Here is a 25,322-nt window from a genome sequence, read left to right as displayed (position 1 = left end):
AGCCGTCGAAGCCGAGTTCCTCGGCGAGCAGGGCGTTGTCGAGGACCTCGCGGAAGCGGTCGTGGGTCGGCTTCTGCACACCGGTGATCGGGTCCGGCCGGTGCACGATCAGGGTGATCGCGAGGAACTTCATGACGCCGCCCGTTCCTCGCGTCGGTCGTCCGGGTGGGCGAGGCCGAGGTGGTCGCGCAGGGTCGGGCCCTCGTAGTCCGTGCGGAACACGCCCTGTTCCTGGAGCAGCGGAACGACCTTGTCGGCGAACTCGTCGAGGCCGGTGGGAGTGATGTGCGGGACGAGGATGAAGCCGTCACTGGCGTCGGCCTGCACGAACTCGTTGATGGTGCGGGCGATGGTTTCCGCAGAACCGATGAAGTTCTGCCGGTTGCCGGTCTCGATGACCAGGTCGCGGATCGACCAGTTGTGGGCTGCGGCGAGCTCGCGCCACTCGCGGGCGGTGGCCAGCGGGTCGCGGTACATGCGGACCTGGGCGCGGCCCTTGGAGATGTGGTTGTCGCCGACGTCCGGATCGATGTCGGGCAGCGGCCCGTCCGGGTCGTAGGCGGACAGGTCTCGGTTCCAGACGAACTCCAGGTGCTTGAGGGCGGTGGCACCGCTGACCTGCCGGCGCCGCACCGCCTTGGCCAGTTCCTCCGCCTCGGCGTCGGTGTCGGCGAGGGTGAAGGTGGCGGCGGGCAGGATCAGCAGTTGGTCGGGGCTTCGGCCGTACTTGGGAAGGCGGTGCTTGACGTCCCTGTAGAAGGACTGGCCCGCCTCCAGCGTGGTGTACCGGCTGAAGATCGCGTCCGCGTTCGACGCGGCGAACTCACGGCCCTCGTCGGAGTCGCCGGCCTGGAAGATCACCGGACGTCCCTGCAGCGAGCGCGGGACGTTGAACCGGCCGTGGATGTCGAAGTGCTGTCCGGTGTGGACGAAAGAACCGGCCCTGGCGTCCCGCAGGAAGGTCCCGGTCTCCTGGTCGGCCACGATCTCGTCGCCGTGCCAGGAGTCGAAGAGTTCGTTCGCCGTGGCCAGGAACTCCTTGGCGCGGGAGTACCGCTCCTGCTGGGGCAGGAATCCACCGCGGCGGAAGTTCTCGCCGGTGAACGCGTCCCAGGAGGTGACGACGTTCCACGCGGAACGGCCGCCGGAGAGGTGATCGAGGCTGGCGAACTGGCGGGCGACCTCGTAGGGCTCGTTGAAGGTGGAGTTGATGGTGCCGGTCAGGCCGATGTGTTCGGTGACGGCGGCGAGCGCGGCGAGGACGGTGAAGGTGTCGGGGCGGCCGACCACGTCGAGGTCGTAGATCTTCCCGCCCTGTTCCCGCAGCCTGAGCCCCTCGGCGAGGAACAGGAAGTCGAACTTGGCGCGTTCGGCGGTGCGTGCGAAGTGCGCGAAGGAGCTGAACTCGATGTGGCTGCCGGCCTTCGGGTCGCTCCAAACGGTGGTGTTGTTGACGCCGGGGAAGTGGGCGGCCAGGTGGATCTGCTTCAGCGGCTTGCTCATGGTCGGGGAGGTCCCTCCGGCTCAGGCGGTCGCGGCGGCGTAGCGGTTGGCGGGGCGGGACAGGCCCAGCAGGCGGCGCAGGGTGTCGGCCTCGTAGGCGCGGCGGAACGCGCCCCGTCGCTGGAGCTCGGGGACCAGGCCCCGGGTGATCGCCGGGAGGTCGTGCCCCGCGACGGCGGGCCGCAGACGGAAACCGGTCAGCCCCGCCTCCTGGAACTCCTCTAGCCGGTCCGCGAGTTGGCAGGGGGTACCGGTGAAGATCGGGGCGTCACTCGTGTACGGCTGTCCCGCGAGGGCGTCGAGCCGTTCGCGGCGGGCGGTCGCGGCGGCCGGATCGTCGTCGAGGAGGACGAGCAGGTCTCCGAAGACGTGCAGGGGTTCGCCTGCTCGCCCCGCCGCGTCCTGCCCGGCGCGGATGCGGGCGACGATCGCGCGGGCCTCGTCGGCGTCGTGCGGCGTGACGTAGCCGATGTCGGCGGCGCGTGCCACCAGCCGGTACGGGACGCTGTCGTGGGCCAGCGCGCTGACGATCGGCTGGCCCTGCGGCGGGCGAGGGGTGATGGAGGGGCCCTTGACGTTGAAGTGCCTGCCTTCGAAGTCGATGTAGTGCAGCTTGTCCCGGTCGATGAAACGGCCGGTGGCGGCGTCCCGGATCTCGGCGTCGTCCTCCCAGCTGTCCCAGAGGCGGCGCACCGCCTCGACGAAGTCGGCGGCCTCGTCGAAGAGGTCGGTCACCAGCTCCTGGGCGTCCGGGCTGTCGTAGGCCTGGATACGCGGGACGGTGCGGCGGCCGAAGTGAGCGGCCTCGTCGGGACGGGCGGTGATCTGCACGCGCAGGCCGGCGCGTCCGGTGCTGACGTAGTCGAGGGTGGCGATCGCCTTGGAGATGTGGAACGGCTCCGTGTGGGTGGAGACCACCGTCGGCACGAGGCCTATGTGCCGGGTCAACGGTGCCACACGGGAGGCGATCAGGACGGCGTCGAGGCGGCCGCGTACCTGGTCGGTGCGCTCGTCCGGGTCCAGGAAGTGGGAGGACTGCGGACCGAGGCCGTCCTCGATGGTCACGAAGTCGAGAAGACCGCGCTCGGCCTCCGCGACCAGATCGGCCCAATAGGCGGCGGTGAACAGATCCCGGGGGCGGGCCACCGGCTCACGCCAGGAGGCGGGATGCCAGCCGGTGCCGTCCAGAGCGACGGCAAGATGCAAGGGAGAAGGATGAGTTGACGACACGATGCGGTGCCTTCCTGGAAGTCCATACGAGATCACCGGGCCCTCCCACAGGGGTGGGCACGGCGGTGTCGAGCGCAGCGGGACAGGTCCCCCGCCGAAGGCTGGGGGAAGGTCAGGGGCGACAGAGCGCGCCGGCCACGCGCTGAAGATCTATGTGCGGCCGGGAGTGGAGGTGGACGACACGGCGCGGGTTCAGGGCGCAGGGGTGGGGCAGGTGTCGCATCTGCCTCACCTCCGTCCGCCGCACCGAGGTGCACACCTCGTCGTGAGTCACAACGCTACGGGCCCGCGGGGTGTTCCTGGTGTGCGCACTGGAAGATTCTCGTCCGACGGCGCAGAGCGAACCTGATCGACTCGTCCTGGACTAATGTTCATGGCCGCGTCGACAGGAGAGGTCATGGGCACGCAAACAGACTGGTCAGGAGTCCGAGAACGCGTCATCGCGGTGGTCGAGGCCGAACATCGAGCCCACGGCTCGGAGCCTTCTCCGCACCCGATCTTCGAACCCGTCCTGACTGCCGCCGAGATCGCCGAGGTCGAGGCGCAGTACGGCGTCGCACTGCCCGAGGAGTACCGCACGTTCTTGGCAGAGGTCGGGGCCGGCGGACCGGGACCGGCGATCGAGCTGACATCGTTGCGCCGGGTCGACGGGAGATGGGGATGGGTCTGGGACGAGGGCGAGCCCCTGCTGCTGGACCCGAGTGGACCGTTCGTCGAGACGGAGGACTGGGCTGACCAGCAGAGAGCGACCCTTCGCACGGCCGGCCACGAGCCCACCACCCGCGACGAAGAAGAGGACTATCTGGACGCCTACTACGAGGTCTTCGGCGAGGCCGGTGAATCGGTCTGGTACGAGGAGCGTGTGCGGGGTGCGATCCATGTCAGCGACAACGGGTGCGGCATGACCGGATGGCTCATCGTTGTCGGACCGCACAGCGGGGAGCTGCGCAACCGGGACTGTGCGACCAACCCGCCCTTCGAGCCCTACCTCGACGCACGCGGAAACCGCCACACCTTCCACAGCTGGTATCTCGAATGGCTCGAGCGACGGGAGCGGGAGGCCGGGTGATCAAGAACGGCGATCCTGCCTCCCCGAGCCGAAGGCATGTTCCAAGTTCGCGGGAGTCACTGCACGGCAACGTCGAAGTTGTCTCCCCCGATCCATGTCCACGTCTCCACGCCCACGCCCATCGGGGCAGCATGGAACACCAGCTTCTCCCCTTTTTCGTCTTCGCTGATCGTCTTCTTCTGGGTCTTTCCGGAGTTCACGTTGTAGTAGAGATTGACCTTGAACTCGCATGACTTCTGGATGGCGAACGGGAGGACTTTGATAAATCCCGGCGTCTGCTGTCCGCCGACAGAGATGACATCTTCGAATCTCTCGTATGAAGGATTGTTCGGATCCCCCGTCGTCTCCATCGCCGGCGCTTCGACTCCCTTTTTCAAGTCGAAGGAGATGTCTTCCCAGCCTTCCAGACCTCCAGTGCCGGTGGAAATCCACACCTTCCCTTCGGGTTTCCAGCAGCGAGTGGCTTCGGCCGTAATACGTGTGACCACAACGGAGTTCTTCCTCTCGCTGGTCACCTGTAGGTCGTAGATGGCGGCGGCTCCCATGATGCGTCTGGCGCCCGCATCCGAGACCACCGTCCAGATCGCTCGGCGGACGGCCTCCGGGTCTTCTCCCGCGCCGATCAGCCTGGACAACCGTTGTCTCTCTTTCGGCGTGAGCGAACGAGGGAGCGCCCACGACTCATGTGCGTACGAGTCGTCCATCGCTACGCTCATCTTGGCTACGAACGGGTCCTTCCCTGCGTCCACCTTGTCGTCGGCCTTGTCCGCGACGGTGGCATCTTCCTCGGCATAACGATGTGAGTACCACTGGTCAACTTCAGCGCCGATCACGATCAGGGCCACTGCACCCGCCACCAGCATGACGAGTCGGGCAACCCCCCATTTCAAGCCTCTTCCTGATTCCGTCGACTCAGGAACCGCTGCTCCTACGACCTGGGCGATACGGGTTGAAGACCCTTCATCCTGCTGCGGGCGAGCGCTGTCGGGAACTCCCGCTCCGCTCGTGCCGGGCTGAGCTCCCGCAGATTCCTCGCGTGCCGACGAATGACCTGCAGCGCTGGGAGAACCTGCCGCGCTGGGAGCTGCGACATCCTGAGTCGCCGGCAAGTCACGCTCTCTCACCGATTCCTCTTCCGACGTACTCACAGGTCTTCCTCCCTCTGTCGGCGGCTGCGGAGGGAGAAATCTAGCGGGACTTGAGCTGCGGGTCGTACGAGTTTGCCTGGCGGTCGCGGCGAGGTGTATTGAGGGGACTACGGCAACCGAAGAAGTACGTTGTTGAGCCGTGACGCATCGGTCCGCAGCGTCCGGGAAGACGGTGATCAGCCAGGCCGCGTGCGGCGTGAGGGCCGTCCGGGCCGAGCCGGTCACAGGTCGACCGTTCCCCGGACCGCAGCAGGAGCAGCCGTCGCCGCAGTGGGCGCTGTGTGGGCCGGGCGGGGCGCAGCCTGCTGCCGGTGTCGTGCAGCAGGAGTCTCCTCGCCAGGCGTCGTGGCCTTCCTTGACGGCGAGGGCGGCGATGACCAGGGCGGCGATGGGGTCGGCCCAGGACCGGCCGAGGGTGGCGTTGAGGACCAGGCCGACCAGGAGCACGGCGGACAGGTGGGTGCACAGGAGCGTCTGCCTGGAGTCGGCGACCGTGCTGGCGGAGCCGAGTTCGGGGCCGGCGAGGCGCTGCGCGGCGGAGGAGACTTCGATGACCGAGTCCAGTCCGAAGCCGATCAGGGCGCTGGAGGAGGCGATGGTGCCTGCGGTGATCGCGACGACCGCTTCGATGATGTTGTAGGTGATGGTGGCGGCGACCAGCAGCCGTATGCGCCAGGTCAGTTGGGCCCGGCGCCGCGGGGCAGGGCCGAGGGAGAATGCCGTGGCCATCAGCAGCAGCCCTTCTCCTCGGCGTCCGGGCAGGTGCGGTCGGCCTCCACGGCCAGGACCGCGCCGCGCAGGTCGTCCAGGGCATGCCCGAGGCGGGTGTCGGCCAGTTCGTAGCGCACGCGCCGCCCTTCCGGGACGGCGACGACGATCCCGCAGTCCCGCAGACAGGCGAGGTGGTTGGACAGCCGGATGCGGGAGATCTCCAGTTCGTCCGCCAGATCCGCGGGTTGGGCCGGGCCCTGACACAGGATCAGAAGGATGCGGCAGCGGATGGGGACGGCGAGTGCCCGGCTGAAACGGGCCAGGGCGTCGATCTCTGAGGCGGTGGACAGCACACAACGACGACACAGAGATTCCTGAATTCAGGAAAGCCTGAATCGTGAGCTCGATCCGGACACATCGAAACCCTGTGTACCCCGGCGACCGCTCGCGCCGCCGACCGTAACGGGTGCGGCTTCGAACCGAGCACCAGCCCAGCCGACCTGCACCTGGCGCGTTCCGCTGGTCCCCCGCTCGCTGCGAGGGACCAGCGGAACGCTGACGTGGTTACTTGCCGCTGATCACGGAGTTGAGGGCCTCCGGCGTGATCGTGTCGGGGACCTGGATGCCCGAGGAGAGCTTGTAACCCTGGCCACGGACCGCGCCGCCGGGGAACTCGGCGGTGTGCAGGTTGAAGTACCAGTTCTCCGGGTTCGCCTTGATGCCCTCCAGCAGGTCGTTGTCCCGAACGGTGACCGTGCCGTAGGCGAACTTCGTACCGTCCTCCAGCTTCTCCGTGAAGAACGGGATCTTCACGTCACCGTTGACACCCTTCACACCCTTGTGAAGGTGACCCAGAGTCGGCGTCTGAACCCCCGTGAACGTGAACGCGTACGACACCTCATTGCCCTGGATCCGCATCAGCGCCAGCGCATGCCCGTCCCTGTCACCCACAGCCGGCCCACCCTCGACCGGCACCTCATTGGCACCGTTCATCAGCGAACCGAAGAACGTCGCATCCGACGCGTTCTTGTCCCACTCACCCGCACGCACATCGGCAGCACCCCCACCAGCATGCCCCGAACCCGCAGACTCGTGCCCGGTCGCGGCCGTGCCACCAGCCCCAGCGCTCGCACTGCCACCGGCAGCCACGTCCTCACCGTTGCAGGCAGTCAGAAGAAGCGCACCGGCAACAGCAGAAACGGCAATCATCCCGAAACGAGTGAACTTCATGATGGTCAATGCCCTTCGAGTAGCGCGCCCCGCGGCTGATCCGCGACGCGTTCACTCTCAGCACGGACAACGCCCCCAGCACCGCTCACCCGGTGACACCCCTGAGACACTCCTGAAACGATCCAAGATCACTCGCAACGCGATCCCGACACAAACCCCGGAAACACCTGACACCGACGATTCGATCCACCTGGCCCGACGCGCCCGGTGAGTACGGGAATCCGGACGCCATGTGTCAGGCAAGCCACGCCTCACCGTGTCGATGACGGACCAGTCCCACGGCTGAGAACTCGTCCTCGCCGGGGCCTGCCACTACACCCAGGCGCCGCAGCGCTTGAGAGATCGGACTGCCGGCAGGCGGAAACGGCCGGCCCTCTTCCAGATGCAGCGGTCCGAGCACGATCGTGCCGCCCTCCCACACGGCAGCCCGCTGCTCACCCACACCGCCGAAATATTCAGCTTCCACGTAGGCCACCGGCCCGCAGAGCGACCAGTCAGCCAGAGTCTTCTCGAAGCCTCCTGGCAACCGCCAGAACCCCGACGCCCCTGCACCGCTGCCGTCGGCGACGGACTCGATCAGGGCCTTCGTCATGGGCATCAGCGGGAGCCCCTGTCCGACCGACGCCAGTCGAGCAGCAGGCACACCCCGCGTCATGCCGCGCAGCGCATCGCCTTCAGCGATCACCGCATGCAACGCGTAACTCATCCCCACCCCCCCCAGATCCAAAGGCCCCATCCTGTCGCGCACGGTGAAGCGGAGCCGCGCGCCGTCATGGGCGGCCGTCGTCAGCCGGCCCGGCGAGGCGCGCCGGACCGAATGGTTGTGACGGCGAACACGGGGTCCAGCGGCTCAACGAGTTCCTCGGTGGCCACGGCCACCAGGCGCGCCGGTGGATCACCGTCCAGCAAGGCGTGCACGTACTCGATGGCTTGCGCAGGCGACAGAACCGGCAGCCCCCGGCGCAGGGTCCGCACAGCGTGCATACGCCCGCGTGCGGCCGCGACAGCGCGTATCGCATCGTGCAGCTCGTCCACTGCGGTACGCGGCGGAAGCCCACGTATCCGAGCCCGGTAGTCGGCCTCCCACTCGCCGGTCTGCCAGGAGAGGACGCCGATACTGTGCAGTCCCCCGTCGACGCGGTCGACCAGATACGGCCCACTGCCGACCAGCATGAACTCCCGGTTCCGAGAGCGTATGAACTCCTCCGACTGCCAGGAGACGATCCACACCAGCTCGTGCTCCCTGACGCGGACCACAGCCATGCGCATCGCGTCCCCGCTCACCGCTCGCCACTCCTGATAGTCGCGCTCCAACTGTTCCTCGACAGCCTGAACTGCGGTTTCGCGATCGATCACGGGTGCAGCTTCCCGTACAAGACCCGTGCTCAGCCACCGAATTCTCACGGCCCGTGGTGAATCATCGCGGCGACCAGATCGACGTTGGGCATTGTGATCACCCGGCGGATGACCAGTGCCGCATGTACGACCAGAGCACACACGACTGCGCCGACCGCGATCCATCTCAGGACGGTGTCCGCGGTACTGGCCCCCGCCAGAGGTACGAGAATGCTCGCCAGCCCGAGCCCCAAGAGAACCAGACCGGTCTGATACGCCCAGGCGGCCCGATTGCTCATCGTCAGCCACAGTTCGAAATCGGTCGCCTGAAGCTCGGCGGTGAACTCGGCTGTCTCAGCGTCGAGATAATCCCGTTCATCTGGTCCGTCCGGCCCGTGGTCGCTCTCCTGCGACCGAGGAGCCAAAGGGGCGACGAGTGCGCGGACCTCATCTCCGCTGTACAGGAAGCGGCGGCCTCTGAGGGCGAGTTGGATGCTGGCCGCGAGGGCTATGGCGGCCAGCGGCAGCATGAGCATGGACAGCGCAGGCCAACGGAACTTGTCGGCGTCTGCGCCGAGGACCCCGATGGTGGCCAAGGCCGCGCCGACGAAAAGCGGCGCAGCCACAAAACCCAGCATGTCCATGGCCGTCGCGACTCCCGGTTTCTGTGGGTGTCGTCGGCGAATCGGTGTCGGCGCTGACGGTCCGGATTCTGGCTCGGCCAATGTCCCACTCCCAGTTGCACGGGTCCGACTCTCGGACTTTCGCTTGCATGGTGGCGGGTTTGGCTGGTGGCTGAAAGATGGCCTCACTCCGGGCGGAGGAACTCGGACCAGGGCGCCGTCGTCCCCCAACCCCCCTCGCACGACGGGGTACGGGATGGACGGTCATGACACGGCGCGATCGGCGGCGTACCCGGCGCGGGAGCCCGGTCAATACATCCGACAGCGACGGCACGCACACGGAGGCCACATGGACCCCATCAATGGGCTCACGTTGTCGCTGCTGCGGAAGGTCCTGGTGCCCTCCCATGTGCGCCCGTTGTCACGGGACACGCTGATCGTCAGCAGGGCTACAGGCGCGATCTGCGGCAGTGTCTCGAGGCGAGGCAGGAACTCACGTCGGGGTTCAGGCTCGAACTGCGGCGGCCCGTCGTTCACGGCCGGTTCCTGTGCCGCGGGTGCTTCCGGATCTCGTCCTCCGTGATGATGGCGCGGCGAGTGTTGCCGGACCTCTCCGCCTGGGCGCGTTGCCGGTCGAGCGCCGCGCAGACGTCGCAGCCGGGTGCCGGCCGCGGCGGGCGCGTGGGGTCGAGGAGATGAACAGGGGCCGGGGTCGGGGTCGTTCGGCGGCGCGTGCCCTCTGCCATGTCGGCGCTCCCTCACAGATCTGCGCGTTGGCCGTTCCCGGGGCCGGTCGCACGACCGCCGGGCTTCTTCGTGTTCTCGACGCTAGGAGCGTGAACATTGCCGTCGCCAGGAATGTGCACCGATGTGCACGTGACCTGTTTGCGACCTTGACCAGGACAGGCGGGCGCTCGACGGTGGTGTACATCTCTGAACACGATGAGAGCCGGAGGCGGTCGTGGATCTACAGTTCATCGGAATCGATCCGAACACCGGGGACGGAGAGAGTCCCACCGTGTGGATCGACCAGGAGAAGGGCGAACTCGTATTCCAGGGCTGGAAGCCAGGGCCTGAACTCGAAGCGGCCTGTTCCGCGTTCGAAGCGCCTGGGCACGCGGCCGGCATCCCGGACCACGAGGCCGTGATCCGTATCCCCGCCAGGATGGTGCCGATGATCAGGGAGGCGTGCGATGTCCTTGAACGTCCCGACGTTCCCTGAGCTCCTCGCGTCGGCATCCCGCTCGGCCGTTCACCTGGAGATGCGGGACAGCTACGCGGTCGACTACGAGAAGGGCCCGTTCGCGGACTGGCGCGCAGGTGTCCGACGCGACCCGGCCGACCGCGCCTCCTGGTGGCGCCCGTGGCTCGACCTCATTCAGGAGACGGTCGGCCGCGGCGTCGTGGTGCGCCGCGCCCGGATCGTGTCGGAACCGGTCAGCGACTACACCCGGTTCCTGTACGACGGCACCTTCACCAACGTCGCCGCGGGCGAGCAGGTACGGTGGCTGCCCCGCCGGCGAGCCTCCGACATCGCGCTGCCGGGCAACGACTTCTGGCTGATCGACGACCGGCTGATCCGGTGGAACCACTTCACCGGTGAGGGCGCCTCAGCGGGCGGCGAGGTCAGCACGAACTCTGCCGCAGCAAAGCTGTGCGGCGAAGCATTCGAGGCCGTGTGGGAACGCGCCGTCCCGCACGACACCTACCAGATCACCTGACGAGAAGGCGGCCAGTCCAGCTCATGCCGATCTCCCCGTCCTCATCGGCCCAGGCCGCCCGCGAAGCCGTCGCCGTGCGCCTGAGAGAGCTCCGTGCCGAGGCAGGGATCACCGGAGCAGAACTGGCTGCACGCTGCGGCTGGTCCCATCCGAAGACCTACCGCATCGAAGGCGCCCGCACCCCGCCCTCCGCCGACGACATCCGCCGCTGGTGCGAGGCCTGTGGCGCCGCAGGCCAGGCCGGGGACATCATCGCCCAGTCGCGTACCGCCGAATCCATGTACATCGAATGGCAGCGCAAGGTCCGCACCGGCCTGAAGCAGCTTCAGCACAGCTACGTGCCGCTGTTCAGAGCGACGAAGCTGTTCCGGATCTACTCGCCCACCATGGTTCCCGGCCTGCTCCAGACCGAAGGCTACGCGCGTGGCCTCATGACCTCGATCACCCGTTTCCGCGACATCCCCGACGACGTCGCCGAAGCGGTTGCCGCCCGGCTCGAACGGTCGCGGATCATCCATGAACCGGGCCGCCGATTCGCCATGGTCATCGAGGAACCAGTGCTCTACTACCGGCTCGGCGACCAGGACGACATGGCCGCCCAGCTCGGCTACCTCCTCACCGCCGGCGCCCTGCCGCAGGTGTCGCTCGGTGTCATCCCCAGTGCCACGACTGAGCGCTCCCTATGGCCACAGGAACTGTTCCACATCTACGACGACACCCTCGTGTCGGTCGAGCTGCTGGCGGCCCGCGTGCAGGTCACCCAGCCGTCCGATATCGCGCTGTACGTCAGGTCGTTCGAGCAACTGCGCGGCATGGCTGTCTACGGGGCCAACGCCCGCGCGCTGATCGTGAGGGCCATCGAGGCGCTGCACTGACCTCAGCGGACTGTTTGGCACGGACAGTGCGAGCGCTGCCAGGCCCTGTGGGTTGGGCTACTGCCCATGGCGGCGTCTGTATCAACAACGACAGTTACTCCTTGCGTCCCGCCAAACATTTCGCCGCGCCGCACAAGACCGCCTGGCGCATGTGTCAGCCGCCCTGCCTTGGTGCCGCAGTCAGTACAGGCTGGTCCTGGGGTGATCACGTTGCGGCTGTTGTGGTTACTGCATCGGCGATCACCCAGGCCAGGCCTCTTCGGTCATACGGACCACCCGCGCCCCCGCAATCCCCAATGCCCTCACGATCAATTCAGCTGCCTCGGTGAAGAACAGCCCCCTGGTCACGCTCAGAATGAAGCCGGGGGCGGGAGGATGATGCACCTCGCGCTGCAGAAAGAACGCCTGTCCCTCGCCAGGCGAAAAGGCGAAGCAGACCCACTCGGCGAGATAGTCGGACACGACTTCCGGGCTGCCCCAACAATGCTCCAGCGCCGCCGGATCGACTTCGACTTGAGCGATATATCTTAGGTCGCGCAGGCTTACTTCTCGTTCGAGAATCCGTTTCACACAAGCCGGATCCAACTGCCTGAAATCCATCGACACCCCCTCCGTGACGGTGATCGGTATGGAGGCACCCTCACCACCACCCTTGGTGAAAGCTGTGACGCTCCACGATGCCAACCCGCCAGGAAGCATAGCCAGGCGCTCTGCCATGGTCTGCTGCCCCGCTCAAGCTGTTCCAGACGCTCCCGGACGCTCTGCGGCCGTGGTTGGAGCAGTCGGCCGAAAGTCGTAGGGGATGGCGCAAGATCTGCCCTTCGGCGGATCCCGCCGTAGGTGCCGCTCCGGGATAGTCGTCTCCGTTCACGCAGTTCACATCAGTGCCATCACATGTATTCCCGGGCCGCATCGAGCCCGGCAACCCGCTGCGCACCTCAGGAGGAAAACGATAATGGGCGACATCAACTACCGGTTGGAAGCGCTGCCGGTATGCACCCCGCTCGTCGTTCTGTTCTTCGGCTTCCTCGTACTGCGGGCGATCCGCAATGGTTCGGGACCCCAGTGGGGATGGCGGTCGATCCCCATCCGGACCGTGACAGCGACCTACATTGCAGGAGTCGCCGGCGTCACCTTCTTTCCGTTTCAGATCGCGTATGGAAAGTTGGCGGACGATATGGCCTGGTACAACCAGATCAACTGGATTCCTGTACTGACCCTGGACGTTCCCACTGCCGTACTCAACGTGATCATGACAGTGCCGTTGGGTGTCTTGCTGCCCTTTGTTTCCGGGAAGGTCACCTCCCCGCGCCGGGCCCTCGCCTACGGGGCGGCCTTCAGCCTGGCGATCGAGGTGGCACAGATTCTCGGGTGCGTTCTCTTCAACAACTATCGCGGCGCCGATGTCAATGACGTGCTCACCAACGCTCTCGGCTGCCTGCTGGGTTACTCACTCATCCAGTTGACACTCAAGCTCTCCTTCCCCCGGGACGTGTTCTCGCGCCTCGCACTGCCCGACTCCGTACTCGCGCGTGAACCCCACAGCCCGACCAGGGTCAATACGATCGCCGTGTAGCAGCACAACTGCCGAACTGAAGGCGGTGTGCGGCACGTCATCGCGCCCGTGCCGCACAAGCCGTCCGGCGGCCGCACCGCCTGCCGGTGGTCTGCCGTCCAGCGGCCGACCACCGGCAGGCGTCAAATTCGGCTGGACGATCAGCGGTTGGTCCACAGGTGCCACAGGATTTCGCCGCGTCCGGGGGCGCAGCTGAAGTTGTCCCAGTGCCCGCGCGTGACGCCGGCGTTGCCGGCCTCCTCGCAGCCGCCCTTGCTCATGTACCAGCCACGGTAGACGTCGTGCCCCAGCGCCTGCTGGGCTACGGACGGCTGTGCCGGGACCGCGGTGGGTGCGGCGACGGCGGGCGCCGCACCCACCAGGCCCAGTCCGGTGACGGCGAGGGCGGCGAGAGCGGGCAGCACGTTGCGTACACGCATGGTGAAGGTTCCTTTCAGCGAGGGAGCAGATGTGGCCTCGAGCGGCTTGTGCCGCACGGCCATGACCACCGGCACGTTCGCCCCTGAAGGCGATCTGCGTGGCCGGTACGCAGAGTTTGCAGCGGTGGAACATCCCTCGCCAGCTGATCCCGGTTGCTTCGCGGAAGTCGGGACACCTGCCCTTCTGACCTGCTGGGATGCCTCCGTCCCGGGACCTGAAGCAGCCGGAGGGACAGGGCTGGAGCACGTTTCGGTGAGACCGCATGCAGGATCGGTCGGCGGCACGAACACGTCGTGGCAGCACGGCAGCCGGGGCCGGTGCTGCGGGGTCACTGCTCCTCATCGGCCAGTCGTCCGCAGCCTGTGCCAGCCCTCGAAGACGACCCAGCGGTTCACCGCAACGGTGCGCGCGTCACCTCACCTGTGCCCGGAAGACGGCGCCTCGGTGGCGGGCGTCAGCCGGCCCTCCGCACTCACCGCCGTGATCTCGCCCTCACCATGGACCTGCGGCGAGGCCACGGGCACGGGGTGGGGACCCTCTGTCCGGTAGCGGTGGTGTGTGAGGACCACGACTGCGGCGCACGGGGCAGCGGCGGCCGCAACCATCAGGGCGTCCAGTTCGGTGCCCTGGCCCCGAGCCCACCACAGGGCGGCGGCGGTCGCCGCCGCCACTCCCAGGGACAGCGCCCACGGGCGCTTCGTGCGCGTGGCGGCGATGTCCTCGGCGGCTCCGGGTACCAGCGCCGAGGCGAGGTGGCACCACAGCAGCGAGACGGCGGCGGCGGTCACGATGTCGGAGGGGCGGTGCCAGCCCGCCCCTTGCACGAAGTAGGAGGTCAGGGCCGACAGGGCGACCGCTGCCGGCGCCGCGATGTACCGCACGGCCGCCGGGCACACGACCAGGGCCACAAGCGCCAGAGAGGTCGCCATGGTCGCGTGCCCGCTGGGGGCGCTGTTGTCCGCCGTCAGGTCGAGGGCGGAGGGATCGAGCAGCGGGCGGGGCAGGAGCTGTTTCAGAACGCCCGCTGTCACGGCGGACCCGGTCAGCGTCACCAGGCCCCACACCGCCAGGCTCACCTTCCTGCGGGCCAGCGGCACCAGCAGCAGAAGCCCGCCGAGGGCCGCGGCGTGGCCGGACCGGAGGATCACAGTGGTCGGAGTGTCGGTGATTTCCGGGGGCGGGCCGAGCGTGATGGGGGTGCCGCCGGGGTCAGTGGGGAATTCCGGCAAGCGGAACAGGGCGTTCTCCAGCTCCTGCCCGGCCGGGGTGAGGACGGCGGTCGCGTAGACGACGGCGGCGAACAGTGCCGTGCAGGCCGCCGCGACGACTTCCCTCCTGCGCGTCGCCAGGGATGCACGAACGTCGGTGAGCATGCGGTTCTCCGGTTTCTCAGAGGGGGTTCGCAGGGGGGTGGGTTGTGCGATGCGGCGCGGCTCAGGGGATGCGGCGCGCGGCTCAGGGGATACGGGGGCCGTCGATGAACGCGCCCGCGTCGTCGTTCACCCAGGGGTTGGCCACGCAGCCGTCAAGGCCCTTGATCTGCTGCATCAGGGCGGGGGCGGGCTTCCCGGGTCCGGGGCAGCCGCGGTGGCCGTAGCCGAGGACGTGCCCCGCCTCGTGGTTGATGATCAATGCGCGGTAGTCGTGCGGGCGGCCCTTGTACTGGTCGCTGAGCTCGACCCAGCGGCGTACGTTGACGACGAGGTCCGGGGCGTTGGCGCAGTTGAGCTCGCCGCCGGTGTCCAGGCCCCAGGCGCCGCACATTTCGTCGGCGGTGGCGGGCGAGACGATCTGGAGCACCATGTCGTACGGCGGTCCGGTGACGTGCTGGAAGGAGGCGACGCCCCGGCGCGTCCAGCCCCGATCGTCACGCAGGACACGGTCGATCTCGGCGGCCACGGTTGCGGCGTCAAGCCCTGTACCGTCCTCCACTTTCACGCCGTAGCGGACGAGTTTCCCGCCCCGGCCGGCCCGGCCGCTCGCGGGTACGGCCCAGGTGAAGGTGCCCGGTCCCCGCTCCAGGTAGGTGGAGTCGCGCCCGGGACCGCCGGTGCGCGAGCCGCCGTCCGCTTTCGGACGCGGCGGGGCAGAGGCGCTCGGCGGGGGTGGGGCGCGCGTTCCGGACGCCGCGTCCGCGCCGTCACCGGTGGGCGGCTTGCCACGAGCGGCTCATCGACGCGCTGTTGACGCTCGCCCGCGCGGAGAGCGCCACGTCCGACCTTCTGCCCGTCGACCTGGCGGAGGTTGCCTGCTCGGTGCTCGACCAGATGGACGAGCGGTGCCGGCGCAGGAACCTGCGTGTCCGGGCGCACCTGGACGAGGCTCCGGTCACCGGCGATCCCCTGCTGCTGGAGCAGATGATCGGCAATTTCGTCGACAACGCCGTCAAATACAACCTGGACGAGGGCGTGCTCGACGTGCGGACCGGGACGACGGCGGCGGGCGCTTTCGTGGGCGTCGGCAACGACGGCGCCACCCTCGCCCCGCACGAGATCCCGGTCCTGTTCGAACCGTTCCGGCGGCTGACCGACCGGGTGGGGTCCACACGCGGCAGCGGCCTGGGGCTGTCGATCGTCCGGGCCGTCGCCCACACCCACCACGGGGACGCCGCCGCCGCACCGCGTACGGGCGGCGGACTGACGGTGACCGTGACGCTGCCGTGCGCGCGGTAGGCCGTCGGGCCGGCCTCACGCCCCCTGCGTGCCGAACTCACCCGGGCCGAGGCGGTCCGTCACATGATCGCGGTGCACCCTCCGCCGTGGCGGGTGGGTGGGTGATCGGACCGCGGGAGGCTGTGGGCCGGCTGCCCACTCCCCGGTCACGAATCCGGCTTGTCCGCTGCGGCCGCCGCGCGGCGGCTCGGCAGGCAGAGCCGGGCGGCCAGCAGTCCGGCCGTGCCGATCAGGGTCCACAGGGCCCATGGGCCGACCGCGTACACCGCGCCGCCGATGAGCGGTCCGGCGCCCGTACCGGCGGTGTATGCGGCGCCGTACAGCCCCTGGTAGCGCCCGACCATCCGCGGCGGAGCCAGACTTCCCAGGTAGGCGTGGGCCACGGAGCTGGCCATCATCTCGCCGAGTGTCCAGATCAGCACCGTCACCGACAGCAGGACCATGCTGCTCATGAACCCGGTCAGTGCCAGGCCGACTCCGATGAGCAGGTTGCCGACGGCCAGTACGTACTGCGGCCGGCAGCGGGAGACCGCACCGGTGATGGGCAGCTCGAACACCAGCACCAGCAGGCCGTTGAGCCCGATGAGGAGACCGAAGTCGCGCTCGGTCAGCCCCACGTCGCCGACGTGCAGGGGCAGGCCGACGGTGGACTGGATGTAGACGAACTCGGCCACCACGGTCATCAGCAGGAAGCGCAGCAGGGTGCGGTCGGCGAAGGCCTGCCGGTAGCCCACGGCCCCGTCCGCCTGCGTGTCCGTATCGCCCGCGTCGGCCTGGGCTGAGGGCGCGTCGCGCAGCAGTACCGCCACCACCACGCCGAACAGCAGGCAGGCGACGGCATTGCCCAGGAACAGCTCCACGTACGAGGCGCTTGCCAGCACGCCGCCGATGACTCCGCCCAGGGCCGCGCCGATGTTCATCGCGAAGCGGAACACCCCGAAGGCGGCGAGCCGTTGCTGGTTGTTCGTCACCGAGTCCAGCAGCACCGCGGCCGCGGCCGGCCGGTAGATCTGCGAGGTCACACCGATGAGTCCGACCACCACGACGATGACCGGGAGCGGTTCGAGGAACGGCACCGCCGCCGTCAGGGCGGCGGTGGTCACGCCGGACAGCATGATGGTCCAGCGTCGGCCGATCTTGTCGGCGAGGTGGCCGCCGACGGCGTTGCCGAGCACGTTGCCCAGACCGGACACGCCCAGTACGAACCCCGCGGCACCGGCGGAATGGCCGCGTTCGGTCAGGTAGAACACGATGAACACGGGCAGGAAGTTGCCGACCCGGTTGACCAGGATGCCGAGACTGACGATCCACACCCGTCCGGGCAGGCCGCGCAGCGCGTCGCGGAATCGCGGCTCGGCGGCACGTGACGGGTGCGGCGGCGCGGTGCTCACGAGACGGGCTTCGTACGTATGTGGATCGCCGCGGCCAGCCGCCTGCCGTGGGCGATCGCCTCGGTGGCGGTGGCGCCGCGGGCGATCACATGACCGACCTTGTCCTCGTTCCAGGTCAGCGGTGGTACGTCGTCGCCCGGCTCCACGTCCAGGTGGAGACCGGCGCAGGCCGGGTCCGCGCGTACGGCGTCCACGCCGGTCACCTCCACGACCCGGCCGGGCTCGGGCGTGAGGAACCGGATGGCTGCCGCGCCCTGCGGCTCGGGCGAGGTGGTCAGCGGTGCCACCAGGCCGAACCCGGCGCCCAGGGCGTAGCGCTCCATGTCGATGCCGTAGGCGATCTCGGCCAGTTCGTTGATGCGGTCGCCGCCGACGCGGTTGTGCGACTCGACGATCCGCGGGCCGCGCGAGGTCAGCTTGACCTCGGTGTGCCCCGGTCCGTTGCGCAGTCCCACCGCGTCGAGGAAGTCCGTCACGAGCTGGGTGACCTCGCGCAGTGTCTCGGGTGAGCAGCCGCTGGGCTGTGCGTGTCCGATCTCCACGAAGCCGGGCCCGACGCACTCCTTGTCGGTCACCGCGACGACCACATGGCGGCCGTCGAAGCTCAGGGTCTCCACGCTGATCTCCGGGCCGTCCAGGAACTCCTCGATGAGGAACTCGTCGAAGGAATCGGCGCGGGACAGGTCCTTGGCGGCCAGTTGCCCGTCGAGGGATCGGAATCGTTCGGCGACGACGTCGATGTCGGCCGGGTCGCGGATGCGGAACACCCCGAGACTGCCCGACTCGCTGACCGGCTTGACGACGACCGGGAACCCGTGCGCGTGAACGAACTCCCGCACGTCCCGCGCGGAACGGCCGACCGCACTGGCCACCGGACTGATGCCCCTCGCGTCCAGGTACCGGCGCATCCGCCCCTTGTCCAGCAGCAGTTCCACGGTGGCGACGGACTCACCGGCCAGCCCGAGCGCCTCGTTGACCCGCGCCGCCGACAGCAGCCCGAGCTCGAACAGCGACACGGCCGCCTGGAACGGGTACGCCTCGTGCAACGCCCGGACCAGGGGCAGGAGCCGGTCGATGTCGCCGTAGTCGAGCAGCAGCGCCTGATCGACGTGGGGCCAGTGACCGCGGTCGTACTCGTCCGGGAACTGCGCGTGCACCACGTCCAGTCCGAGCTCTCGCGCTTTGCGTACGTGTTTGAGGCTGCCGCCGATGACAAGGAGGCGTGGCCGTGGGGTGGGGACCGGCATGGACGGTTGGCTGGCGGCGACCGGCGTGGACTGGGGGCCGGTGGCGGCCGACGGGGAGGGTTGGCCCACGGCGATCGACGAGGGCGGCCGGCCAGTGGCGACCGACGAGGGCGGCGTGCCGGTGGGCAGGACATCGTCGGACATCGTGGATCCCTTTCTCATGCTTCCTCCGGGCGGCTCGCCGGGAGTGGGGAATGGCGGCATGACGGCGCGACGATCACTTCCCCGGGGGAAGCCAGGGCGCAGCGGTGCCTGGCAGCACGGCTGGGTGGATCAGGTACCGCTGACGCTAGCCTGCATTCAGGACGAAGTACTTCCGGAATGTGGGACCTGGAATTTCGTCTCGTCCCGGAATTCCGCCCGGCCTGCGTTCCGGGATTCTCACGCCGACAGGAGGCCGCCCGTGCACGACGCGAGCCCGACCGCACGGACGCTGCTGACGCTCGAACTGATCCAGAACAGCCCCGGCATCACCGCGCAACGGCTGGCGCAGCGGCTGGAGGTCTCCGAGCGGGCAGTGCGCCGGTACGTCGGCATCCTGCGCGAGGCCGAGGTGCCGGTCGAATCGGTCCGCGGCCCGTACGGCGGCTACCGCGTCGGGCGCGGGCACCGGGTACCGCCCCTGATGTTCAGCACCACCGAGGCGCTGGGGCTGGTCATGGCCGTCCTCGAAAGCCACCGCGCGGCGGGCGACCCGAAAGACCCTGCGGGCAGCGCGCTCGGGAAGATCATCCGAGTGCTCCCCGAGCCGGTCGCCGGGCCCGCCGACGCCGTCCGCAGGGTCCTGGCCCGGCAGCAGGACATGGACGCCGCGAGCCCGAACCCGGAGACGACGGCGCTCCTCGTCCAGGCCTGCGCGGCCTCGCGCCGGCTCCGGCTCGGCTACCGCTCGGGTCCGGGCCGCGACCGTGTCATGGACGTCGACCCGTGGGCCGTCGTCGTACACCACGGCCGGTGGTACCTGCTGTGCTGGTCGCACACCGTCGATGCCCGGCGGCTGCTGCGGATCGACCGGGTGACCGCCGCGGACGTCCGCGCGGAGACGTTCACGCCGCCCGCGGACCTGGACCCCATGCGCACGCTGGAGGAACACATGTCCGAGGGCTGGCAGTACGAGGTCGAGGTCGTGATCGACGCCCCGGCCACCACCGCGGCCCGGTGGATCCCGCGCCGCGTCGGCCGTCTGGAGGAGCTCGGCCCGCGCCGCTGCCGCCTGATCGCCTCGACGGAGGACCCCGACTGGTACGCCCACCAACTCACGGCGATCGAGGCACCGTTCCGCATCACCGGCCCACCCGAACTGCAGCACGCGGCCCGCTCACTCGCCGAACGCCTCCTGAACGCGGCCGCCTCGGGGCAGAGCACCGATTGACAGCCGGGACCGGCCACCTCTGCGTCACCTCACCACCCGGGGCAGCGGCGTATGTGTCACTTGGCGATAGGTAAATGCGGGCAACCCGGACAGATGGGCCCGGTATCGTCGAGCACGGGCCCTTGCCCCACGGGTAAATTCGATCGCGCCGCACCTGCATGTCCGCTACACAGGCGCCGTGCCTGATCCCTATCCTCTGCGCCCCGTCGCCGACGGCGAGTTCGCCGTATGGGCCCGGATGATCGCCGATACCTACGGCAATGACCTGTCCGACGAGGACCTCACCCGTGAACGCGCCGCCGTCGAACTGGACCGGACGATCGCCGCGTTCGACGGGCACACACCCGTGGGAGGCGCGGCGATCTACACCCGCTGTCTCACCGTGCCGGGCGCCGTACTGCCGGTGGCGGGTGTCACCTGGGTCGGTGTGGCTCCCACCCACCGGCGACGCGGCATCCTCACGTCCTTGATGCGCCGGCAGCTGACCGACCTGCACGATTCTGGCGGCGAGCCGATCGCTGTTCTCCGTCCGTCCGAGGCCGCCATCTACGGCCGCTTCGGCTACGGCCCCGCCACCCGCCAGAGCCGCCTCCGGTGCGACAAGCGCGCCATGGCCTTCCGGCCCGGAACCGACTTCGGCGACGGAACCATCGAACTCTTGGACCACGACAGGGCCCGGCCTGTGATCGAAGGGGTCTACGACCAGGTCCGCACCACCTCGATAGGCTGGCCCGACCGTGCCCGGCGCTTCTGGGACAGTCGGCTCGACGACGCACCGCACTCGCGCGGCGGGGCGACAGCTCTGCGGTGCGCCGTGCATCGCGACGCGGCCGGCGACACCACCGGCTACGCGCTCTACCGGATCAGGCGCGAGCGGGATGCCCTGGGCAACGACACGAGCACGGTACGGATCGTTGAGCTGGCTGCCGTCACGCGGCGGGCGTACGCCTCGCTGTGGCGCTTTGCCGCCGGGATCGACCTGGTGCCGTGGATCGAGTACGAGGCGGCTGCGGACGAGCCACTGCCGTACCTGCTGAACGATCCCCGGGCACTCCACTCGACCGTGGTCGACCGGCTGTGGGGGCGACTGGTCGACGTCGAGCGCGCCCTGGCCGGACGCCGGTACTCCACCCCGCTGGACGTGGTCCTGAACGTCCGGGACGAATTCTGCCCCTGGAACACCGGACACCATCGGCTCCAGGCTGACGGAAGCAGGGTGGTGTGCGAACGCACGACGGCACCCGCCGATCTCCAACTCACCGCAGCCGAACTCTCGGCGGCCTACCTCGGAGGCACCACACTCGCCTCCCTCGCAGCCGCGGGCCGGGTCCAGGAACTACGGACCGGCGCGCTGGCCCACACCACCCGCGCTTTCCGCGCCGACCACGAACCCTTCTACCCCGGCGGCTGGGCTTTCCCCGCGTACTGATCAACATCTCCGCAGATCTGCCGGGGCAACGCTCCGCCGGCTTCGGCTCCAAGCTCCCGGCATGCATGCATCTGAGCAGAGCTGACGTATGCCGTTCCGGCCGCTGCGCTACCCAAATGCTCGTCATGCTGCTGTGGCTTTGGATGTGGAACCCTAAGGTGGCAGGCCTGAGCAGGGGGTGGAGGCATGTCGGCACGTGAACGCCGGTCACGCGGTGAGCTGATCCGGCAACACGCCCAGGCGCAGTTCGTGGGCAGGCGCGCGCAGGTTTCGCTGTTCACGGAGAACTTGGCGAAGGATCCGTTGGCGGAAGTGGATCCGGCGGTGTTCCTGTTCCACGTCCACGGGGTGGGCGGGGTGGGGAAGTCCACGCTGCTGCGCCGGTGGCGGGCTGCGGCGCAACGCGCGGGTGCGGTCACCGCGGTGGTCGATGAGAACGACGTACATGGCGTGCCCCAGGCTTTGACGGAGCTGGCCCGGCAGTTGGCCGAGGAGGCCGGACCGCTGAAGGGGTTCGACCGGGCCGCGGAACAGTTCCGCCGGGAGCAGGCCGCGGCCGCCGAGCCCGTCCCCGTCGAGAGCGCTGGTACGCCGGACGGCGAGGCGTCGCTGTCGAGCCGCGTGGTGGCGCAGGCTGCCCTGGGAGCGGCGTCGCTCATTCCCGGTGCCGGGGTGGTGACGGCGATGGCGAGTCCGGAAGCGGCGGCACACGGGCTGGACCGTCTGCGGGGCGGCGGGGCCCGCGGGCGTCAAAGGCGCGGGGCTGACGCGACGGGCCTGTGCCGGGCGTTCGTCGCTGAGCTGGACCGGCTGAGCAGGCAGCACCCGTGGGTGGTGCTGTTCTTCGACACATGGGAGCAGACCGGACGCTATCTGGACCAGTGGCTGCGGGATCTGGTCGAGGACACCTTCGGGCCGCTGCCCGCGAATGTGATGATCGTGCTCGCCGGCCGTGACGAGCTGTCGGAGCGGGACTGGGCGCCGCTGAGGGCGCTGGTGGAGGACCTGCCGCTGGAGGTGTTCACCGAGACTGAGACGCGGGCGCTGCTGGCCGCGCGCGGGGTGACCGAGCGGGGCGCGGTGGAAGCCGTGCTGCAGCTGTCCATGGGGCTGCCGCTGCTGGTGGAACTGTTGGCGCTTGCCCGTCCCACGACCGCCGACGACGTCGAGCTCGGCGGGGACGCCGTGGACGCGGTGGTCGCGCGATTCGTGCAGTGGATCACCGACCCCCATCAGCGGGAGACGGTGCTGACATGCGCGCTGGCGCTTCAGCTGAACGAGGACGTGTTCACCGCGACCGCTCCCCAGGGGGGTCGGGATCTGTGGGAGTGGCTGTGCGGTCAGCCCTTCGTCAACGGCCACGGCGATTTCAAGCAGTACCACGCCGTCGTACGCGCCAGCATGGTGCGCCACCAGCGCACACATTCCCCCAGGCGCTGGACCACCACGCACCGTCAGCTCGCCGATGCTCACGCGGTCTGGCGAGCCGACCTCGAACAGCACCTTCCCGAGACGAAGCGGTGGCGCGATGCACGGTGGCGCCGGCATCGTCTGAGCGAGGCCTACCATCGCCTCTGCGCACACCCGGTTGCCGGTCTCGAAGCAGCACTGGAGCTGACCGCTCACGCCTCCGAAGTGGAGGACACAGCGGTCCTGAGGGAGTGGACGGACACCTGCGGGCAGGCGGCCCGCGACGCTGCCGATCCTGCGCTTGCGTCGTGGGCCGACCGCCTTCAAACCGCCGCCGACGACAACGACCCCGCACTCGCCGCCCTCACCGCTCTGCTGACCCACGACCGCCTGACCCCCACCACTCAGGCATGGGCGCGCACCTACCGCGGCCGGCGTCTCTTCCTCGCCGAACGGGACGAGGAAGCCCTCAGCGAACTCAACCGCGCCATCACGATCGACCCTCGAAACCATCGCGCCTTCGCCTATCGCGGCAGACTCCACTCCTGGCACGACCGCAACGACCAGGCCGTCGCCGACCTCACCACAGCCATCGGCCTCGACCCGGCCTACGCCTTCGCCCTCGCCCAACGAGGCACCGCAAACCGGCAGGCGGGCCGGTACGACGATGCCGTCACCGACTTAACGGCAGCTCTGGACCTCGATCCCACGTACGACTGGGCTCTTGCCCAGCGCGGCACTGCACACCGGCAGGCGAGCCGCTACGACGAAGCCGTCGCCGACTTCACCGCCGCACTCGACCTCAACCCCGCGCACGACTGGGCCCTCGCCCAACGAGGTGAAGTCCACCGGCTGGCCGGGCGCTACGACGATGCCGTCAGGGACCTCACCGCCGCTGTCGACGTCGACCCCGCGCACGACTGGGCCCTCGCCCAACGAGGGGAAGCCCACCGGCAGGCGGGCCGCTACGACGACGCCGTCACCGACTTCACCGCCGCATTCGAACTCGACCCCGCCTACGCCTGGGCCCTCGGCCAGCGGGGCATCGCCCACCGGCAAGCCGGCCGGTACGACGATGCCGTCACGGACTTCACCGCCACACTCGCGCTCAGCCCCGAACCCGACTGGACCCTCGCCCAACGAGGAGAAGCCCACCAGCTGGCCGGACGCTACGCCGAAGCCGTCTCCGACTTCACCGCCGCACTCGACCTGAATCCCGCACATCTCTTGGCCTTCGCGGCCCGAGGGGAAGCCCACCGCTCGGCGGGGCACTACGACGATGCCGTCACGGACTTCACCGCCGCCCTCGACCTCGACCCCACCCTCGACTGGGTCCTCGCCCAACGGGGCATCGCTCACGAGCAAGCGGGCCGCTACGACGACGCCGTCACCGACTTCACCACCGCACTCGACCTCAACCCCACCTACACCTTGGCCCTCGCCCAGCGCGGGGAGACCCACCGGCGAGCCGGCCGCTGCGACGACGCCATCGCCGACCTCACCTCCGCACTCGACCTCGACCCCACTCTGGCCCCGGCCCTCGCCGCCCGAGGGGAAGCCCACCGACAAGCGGGCCGCTACGACGACGCCATCACCGATGCGACCTCCGCACTCGCGCTCGATCCCACCCTGGCCATGGCTCTGCAGGTCCGAGGGGAGGCCCACCGGTCGGCGGGGTCCTACGACGACGCCGTCACCGACCTCACCTCCGCACTCGACCTCGACCCCACCCTCGCGTCGGCCCTCGCCGAACGCGGCGCCGCCCACCGGCAAGCGGGCCGCTACGACGACGCCGTCACGGACCTCACGGCGGCCCTCAACCTCGACTCGACCTACACCTGGGCTGCCACCGAGCGCGGCGTCGCCCACCGGCAGGCAGGGCGCCATCGGCGCGCGCAAGAGGACTTCGAACGGGCTGCGGCAGCCGATGGCCGTGATCCTGGCCTGCGTTTCGAGAGGCTGATGCTGGAGACGGTGATGTCAGGCCTCGCGACATGCTCCCCGCAGTGGACGCGGTTGCTCACCACTCCGACAGAGACACGGAAGGGAGACGCAACCCGGTTCTTCAGCCTGTTCCGGGTCATGCTCCTGGAACCTGACCGCGGCGCGGCCGCGGCAACCGAGGCTTTCCTCGCGACCAGTCCAGACCACGACGCGGTCACCGACGTGCTCCACTACCTGGCTGAACTCACCACAGGGGACGGAGAATTGGCGGACCGCGCCCGACGGTGCCGACAGCTCGTCGCGGAGTACGTCGCCGAGTGACCAGTACGGCGGCCGTAGGTCGAGGGCTGGGCCTGGCGCTCGTCAGTCAAGTCGGCCCAGGAGTAACGGCACGGAAGGGACGGGCTTCGCTGCGT

Annotated in this window: 23 protein-coding genes and 1 pseudogene; 9 read left to right on the top strand and 15 right to left on the bottom strand. The window is 69.0% G+C overall.

Features of this window, described 5'->3' with window-relative positions; all coding sequences use genetic code 11:
• Positions 1–129 precede the first annotated feature (129 nt).
• From DN051_RS43405 to DN051_RS47650, 3 genes are all read right to left on the bottom strand, one after another.
• On the bottom strand, positions 130–1,503 hold the full coding sequence (locus DN051_RS43405; RefSeq protein ID WP_112443222.1) for an NtaA/DmoA family FMN-dependent monooxygenase: 1,374 nt from the start codon (positions 1,501–1,503) through the stop codon (positions 130–132).
• Between the two features lie 21 nt (positions 1,504–1,524).
• A complete protein-coding gene (locus DN051_RS43400; protein ID WP_112443221.1) occupies positions 1,525–2,733 on the bottom strand; it encodes an LLM class flavin-dependent oxidoreductase in 1,209 nt (402 codons plus the stop codon).
• Positions 2,734–2,845: 112 nt separating this feature from the next.
• Positions 2,846–2,956: a putative leader peptide gene (locus tag DN051_RS47650; protein WP_324612315.1), complete on the bottom strand. Its 111-nt coding sequence runs from the start codon at positions 2,954–2,956 to the stop codon at positions 2,846–2,848.
• Between the two features lie 174 nt (positions 2,957–3,130).
• On the opposite strand from DN051_RS47650, the gene DN051_RS43395 reads away from it, so the two are divergent.
• A complete protein-coding gene (locus DN051_RS43395) occupies positions 3,131–3,802 on the top strand; it encodes an SMI1/KNR4 family protein (protein ID WP_162625201.1) in 672 nt (223 codons plus the stop codon).
• A 1,394-nt stretch (positions 3,803–5,196) separates the two neighbouring features.
• Here the strand turns inward: DN051_RS43395 and DN051_RS43390 are convergent.
• The 6 genes and pseudogenes from DN051_RS43390 to DN051_RS43365 all read right to left on the bottom strand — a co-directional run.
• Positions 5,197–5,679 (bottom strand): annotated as a pseudogene (locus DN051_RS43390) (cation transporter); the annotation flags it as partial.
• On the bottom strand, positions 5,679–6,014 hold the full coding sequence (locus DN051_RS43385) for an ArsR/SmtB family transcription factor (RefSeq protein WP_053757412.1): 336 nt from the start codon (positions 6,012–6,014) through the stop codon (positions 5,679–5,681). The gene DN051_RS43385 and the pseudogene DN051_RS43390, both read right to left, overlap by 1 nt.
• Before the next feature lie 211 nt (positions 6,015–6,225).
• Positions 6,226–6,891, bottom strand: a complete 666-nt coding sequence (locus DN051_RS43380; RefSeq protein WP_112443402.1) for a CHRD domain-containing protein — start codon at positions 6,889–6,891, stop codon at positions 6,226–6,228.
• Between the two features lie 235 nt (positions 6,892–7,126).
• Positions 7,127–7,597 carry a hypothetical protein gene (locus tag DN051_RS43375; RefSeq protein ID WP_246041214.1) on the bottom strand — a complete coding sequence of 157 codons (471 nt, stop codon included), beginning with the start codon at positions 7,595–7,597 and terminating at the stop codon, positions 7,127–7,129.
• An 80-nt stretch (positions 7,598–7,677) separates the two neighbouring features.
• Positions 7,678–8,247 carry a YrhB domain-containing protein gene (locus tag DN051_RS43370; protein WP_112443219.1) on the bottom strand — a complete coding sequence of 190 codons (570 nt, stop codon included), beginning with the start codon at positions 8,245–8,247 and terminating at the stop codon, positions 7,678–7,680.
• A 44-nt stretch (positions 8,248–8,291) separates the two neighbouring features.
• Entirely contained in the window at positions 8,292–8,870 is a 579-nt protein-coding gene (locus DN051_RS43365) for a hypothetical protein (protein WP_112443218.1), read from the bottom strand.
• Between the two features lie 940 nt (positions 8,871–9,810).
• Between DN051_RS43365 and DN051_RS43350 the strand changes: the two genes are divergently transcribed.
• From DN051_RS43350 to DN051_RS43340, 3 genes are read left to right on the top strand one after another with little or no spacing between them, the layout of a single operon-like run.
• Positions 9,811–10,071: a hypothetical protein gene (locus tag DN051_RS43350; protein WP_053757435.1), complete on the top strand. Its 261-nt coding sequence runs from the start codon at positions 9,811–9,813 to the stop codon at positions 10,069–10,071.
• Positions 10,043–10,570: a DUF6879 family protein gene (locus tag DN051_RS43345; protein ID WP_053757436.1), complete on the top strand. Its 528-nt coding sequence runs from the start codon at positions 10,043–10,045 to the stop codon at positions 10,568–10,570. Before DN051_RS43350 ends, DN051_RS43345 begins: the two co-directional genes overlap by 29 nt.
• 23 nt (positions 10,571–10,593) lie before the next feature.
• Positions 10,594–11,445, top strand: coding sequence for a helix-turn-helix domain-containing protein (locus DN051_RS43340; RefSeq protein WP_112443217.1), 852 nt, complete (start codon positions 10,594–10,596; stop codon positions 11,443–11,445).
• Between the two features lie 240 nt (positions 11,446–11,685).
• Here DN051_RS43340 and DN051_RS43335 read toward each other — a convergent pair whose 3' ends face one another.
• Positions 11,686–12,162, bottom strand: a complete 477-nt coding sequence (locus DN051_RS43335; RefSeq protein ID WP_246041213.1) for a hypothetical protein — start codon at positions 12,160–12,162, stop codon at positions 11,686–11,688.
• A gap of 238 nt (positions 12,163–12,400) precedes the next feature.
• On the opposite strand from DN051_RS43335, the gene DN051_RS43330 reads away from it, so the two are divergent.
• On the top strand, positions 12,401–13,021 hold the full coding sequence (locus tag DN051_RS43330) for a VanZ family protein (RefSeq protein WP_162625200.1): 621 nt from the start codon (positions 12,401–12,403) through the stop codon (positions 13,019–13,021).
• Between the two features lie 140 nt (positions 13,022–13,161).
• Here the strand turns inward: DN051_RS43330 and DN051_RS43325 are convergent, their stop codons facing one another.
• The 3 genes from DN051_RS43325 to DN051_RS43315 all read right to left on the bottom strand — a co-directional run bounded on the left by DN051_RS43325 (position 13,162) and on the right by DN051_RS43315 (position 15,463).
• The gene (locus tag DN051_RS43325; RefSeq protein ID WP_112443215.1) at positions 13,162–13,440 is read right to left on the bottom strand and encodes a hypothetical protein; all 279 of its coding nucleotides are present in this window, start codon (positions 13,438–13,440) and stop codon (positions 13,162–13,164) included.
• A gap of 417 nt (positions 13,441–13,857) precedes the next feature.
• A complete protein-coding gene (locus tag DN051_RS43320; RefSeq protein WP_112443214.1) occupies positions 13,858–14,814 on the bottom strand; it encodes a phosphatase PAP2 family protein in 957 nt (318 codons plus the stop codon).
• 82 nt (positions 14,815–14,896) lie between these two features.
• Positions 14,897–15,463, bottom strand: coding sequence for a DUF3152 domain-containing protein (locus DN051_RS43315; protein WP_112443213.1), 567 nt, complete (start codon positions 15,461–15,463; stop codon positions 14,897–14,899).
• Positions 15,464–15,624: 161 nt separating this feature from the next.
• Between DN051_RS43315 and DN051_RS43310 the strand changes: the two genes are divergently transcribed.
• Positions 15,625–16,113, top strand: a complete 489-nt coding sequence (locus DN051_RS43310) for a sensor histidine kinase (RefSeq protein ID WP_246041212.1) — start codon at positions 15,625–15,627, stop codon at positions 16,111–16,113.
• Between the two features lie 146 nt (positions 16,114–16,259).
• On the opposite strand, the gene DN051_RS43305 is transcribed toward DN051_RS43310, so the two are convergent.
• Positions 16,260–17,504: an MFS transporter gene (locus tag DN051_RS43305; RefSeq protein ID WP_112443211.1), complete on the bottom strand. Its 1,245-nt coding sequence runs from the start codon at positions 17,502–17,504 to the stop codon at positions 16,260–16,262.
• Positions 17,501–18,895 carry an ATP-grasp domain-containing protein gene (locus tag DN051_RS43300; protein WP_246041211.1) on the bottom strand — a complete coding sequence of 465 codons (1,395 nt, stop codon included), beginning with the start codon at positions 18,893–18,895 and terminating at the stop codon, positions 17,501–17,503. The genes DN051_RS43305 and DN051_RS43300 overlap by 4 nt, the downstream gene beginning before the upstream one ends.
• A 259-nt stretch (positions 18,896–19,154) precedes the next feature.
• Between DN051_RS43300 and DN051_RS43295 the strand changes: the two genes are divergently transcribed.
• The 3 genes from DN051_RS43295 (at position 19,155) to DN051_RS43285 (ending at position 25,227) form a co-directional block, all read left to right on the top strand.
• Entirely contained in the window at positions 19,155–20,123 is a 969-nt protein-coding gene (locus DN051_RS43295; protein ID WP_246041210.1) for a helix-turn-helix transcriptional regulator, read from the top strand.
• A 178-nt stretch (positions 20,124–20,301) separates the two neighbouring features.
• Complete coding sequence (locus DN051_RS43290; RefSeq protein WP_112443209.1) at positions 20,302–21,552, top strand: GNAT family N-acetyltransferase; 1,251 nt, start codon at positions 20,302–20,304, stop codon at positions 21,550–21,552.
• 186 nt (positions 21,553–21,738) lie between these two features.
• On the top strand, positions 21,739–25,227 hold the full coding sequence (locus tag DN051_RS43285) for a tetratricopeptide repeat protein (protein WP_112443208.1): 3,489 nt from the start codon (positions 21,739–21,741) through the stop codon (positions 25,225–25,227).
• Positions 25,228–25,322 lie beyond the last annotated feature (95 nt).

Origin of the sequence: Streptomyces cadmiisoli (assembly GCF_003261055.1) — a bacterium.
In the GTDB taxonomy this organism is placed as follows: Bacteria; Actinomycetota; Actinomycetes; order Streptomycetales; family Streptomycetaceae; genus Streptomyces; species Streptomyces cadmiisoli.
Note: the sequence above shows the minus strand (reverse complement) of the source record. Positions and strands in the feature narration are given on the sequence as shown.

What these genes read in the sequence shown, in the direction of transcription:
- DN051_RS43405 (WP_112443222.1), bottom strand. Translation starts at nt 1,503, where the DNA reads ATGAGCAAGCCGCTGAAGCAGATCCACCTGGCCGCCCACTTCCCCGGC.
- DN051_RS47650 (WP_324612315.1), bottom strand. Translation starts at nt 2,956, where the DNA reads ATGCGACACCTGCCCCACCCCTGCGCCCTGAACCCGCGCCGTGTCGTC.
- DN051_RS43395 (WP_162625201.1), top strand. Translation starts at nt 3,131, where the DNA reads ATGGGCACGCAAACAGACTGGTCAGGAGTCCGAGAACGCGTCATCGCG.
- DN051_RS43380 (WP_112443402.1), bottom strand. Translation starts at nt 6,891, where the DNA reads ATGAAGTTCACTCGTTTCGGGATGATTGCCGTTTCTGCTGTTGCCGGT.
- DN051_RS43375 (WP_246041214.1), bottom strand. Translation starts at nt 7,597, where the DNA reads ATGAGTTACGCGTTGCATGCGGTGATCGCTGAAGGCGATGCGCTGCGC.
- DN051_RS43365 (WP_112443218.1), bottom strand. Translation starts at nt 8,870, where the DNA reads ATGGACATGCTGGGTTTTGTGGCTGCGCCGCTTTTCGTCGGCGCGGCC.
- DN051_RS43345 (WP_053757436.1), top strand. Translation starts at nt 10,043, where the DNA reads ATGTCCTTGAACGTCCCGACGTTCCCTGAGCTCCTCGCGTCGGCATCC.
- DN051_RS43340 (WP_112443217.1), top strand. Translation starts at nt 10,594, where the DNA reads ATGCCGATCTCCCCGTCCTCATCGGCCCAGGCCGCCCGCGAAGCCGTC.
- DN051_RS43335 (WP_246041213.1), bottom strand. Translation starts at nt 12,162, where the DNA reads ATGGCAGAGCGCCTGGCTATGCTTCCTGGCGGGTTGGCATCGTGGAGC.
- DN051_RS43330 (WP_162625200.1), top strand. Translation starts at nt 12,401, where the DNA reads ATGGGCGACATCAACTACCGGTTGGAAGCGCTGCCGGTATGCACCCCG.
- DN051_RS43325 (WP_112443215.1), bottom strand. Translation starts at nt 13,440, where the DNA reads ATGCGTGTACGCAACGTGCTGCCCGCTCTCGCCGCCCTCGCCGTCACC.
- DN051_RS43320 (WP_112443214.1), bottom strand. Translation starts at nt 14,814, where the DNA reads ATGCTCACCGACGTTCGTGCATCCCTGGCGACGCGCAGGAGGGAAGTC.
- DN051_RS43300 (WP_246041211.1), bottom strand. Translation starts at nt 18,895, where the DNA reads ATGTCCGACGATGTCCTGCCCACCGGCACGCCGCCCTCGTCGGTCGCC.
- DN051_RS43285 (WP_112443208.1), top strand. Translation starts at nt 21,739, where the DNA reads ATGTCGGCACGTGAACGCCGGTCACGCGGTGAGCTGATCCGGCAACAC.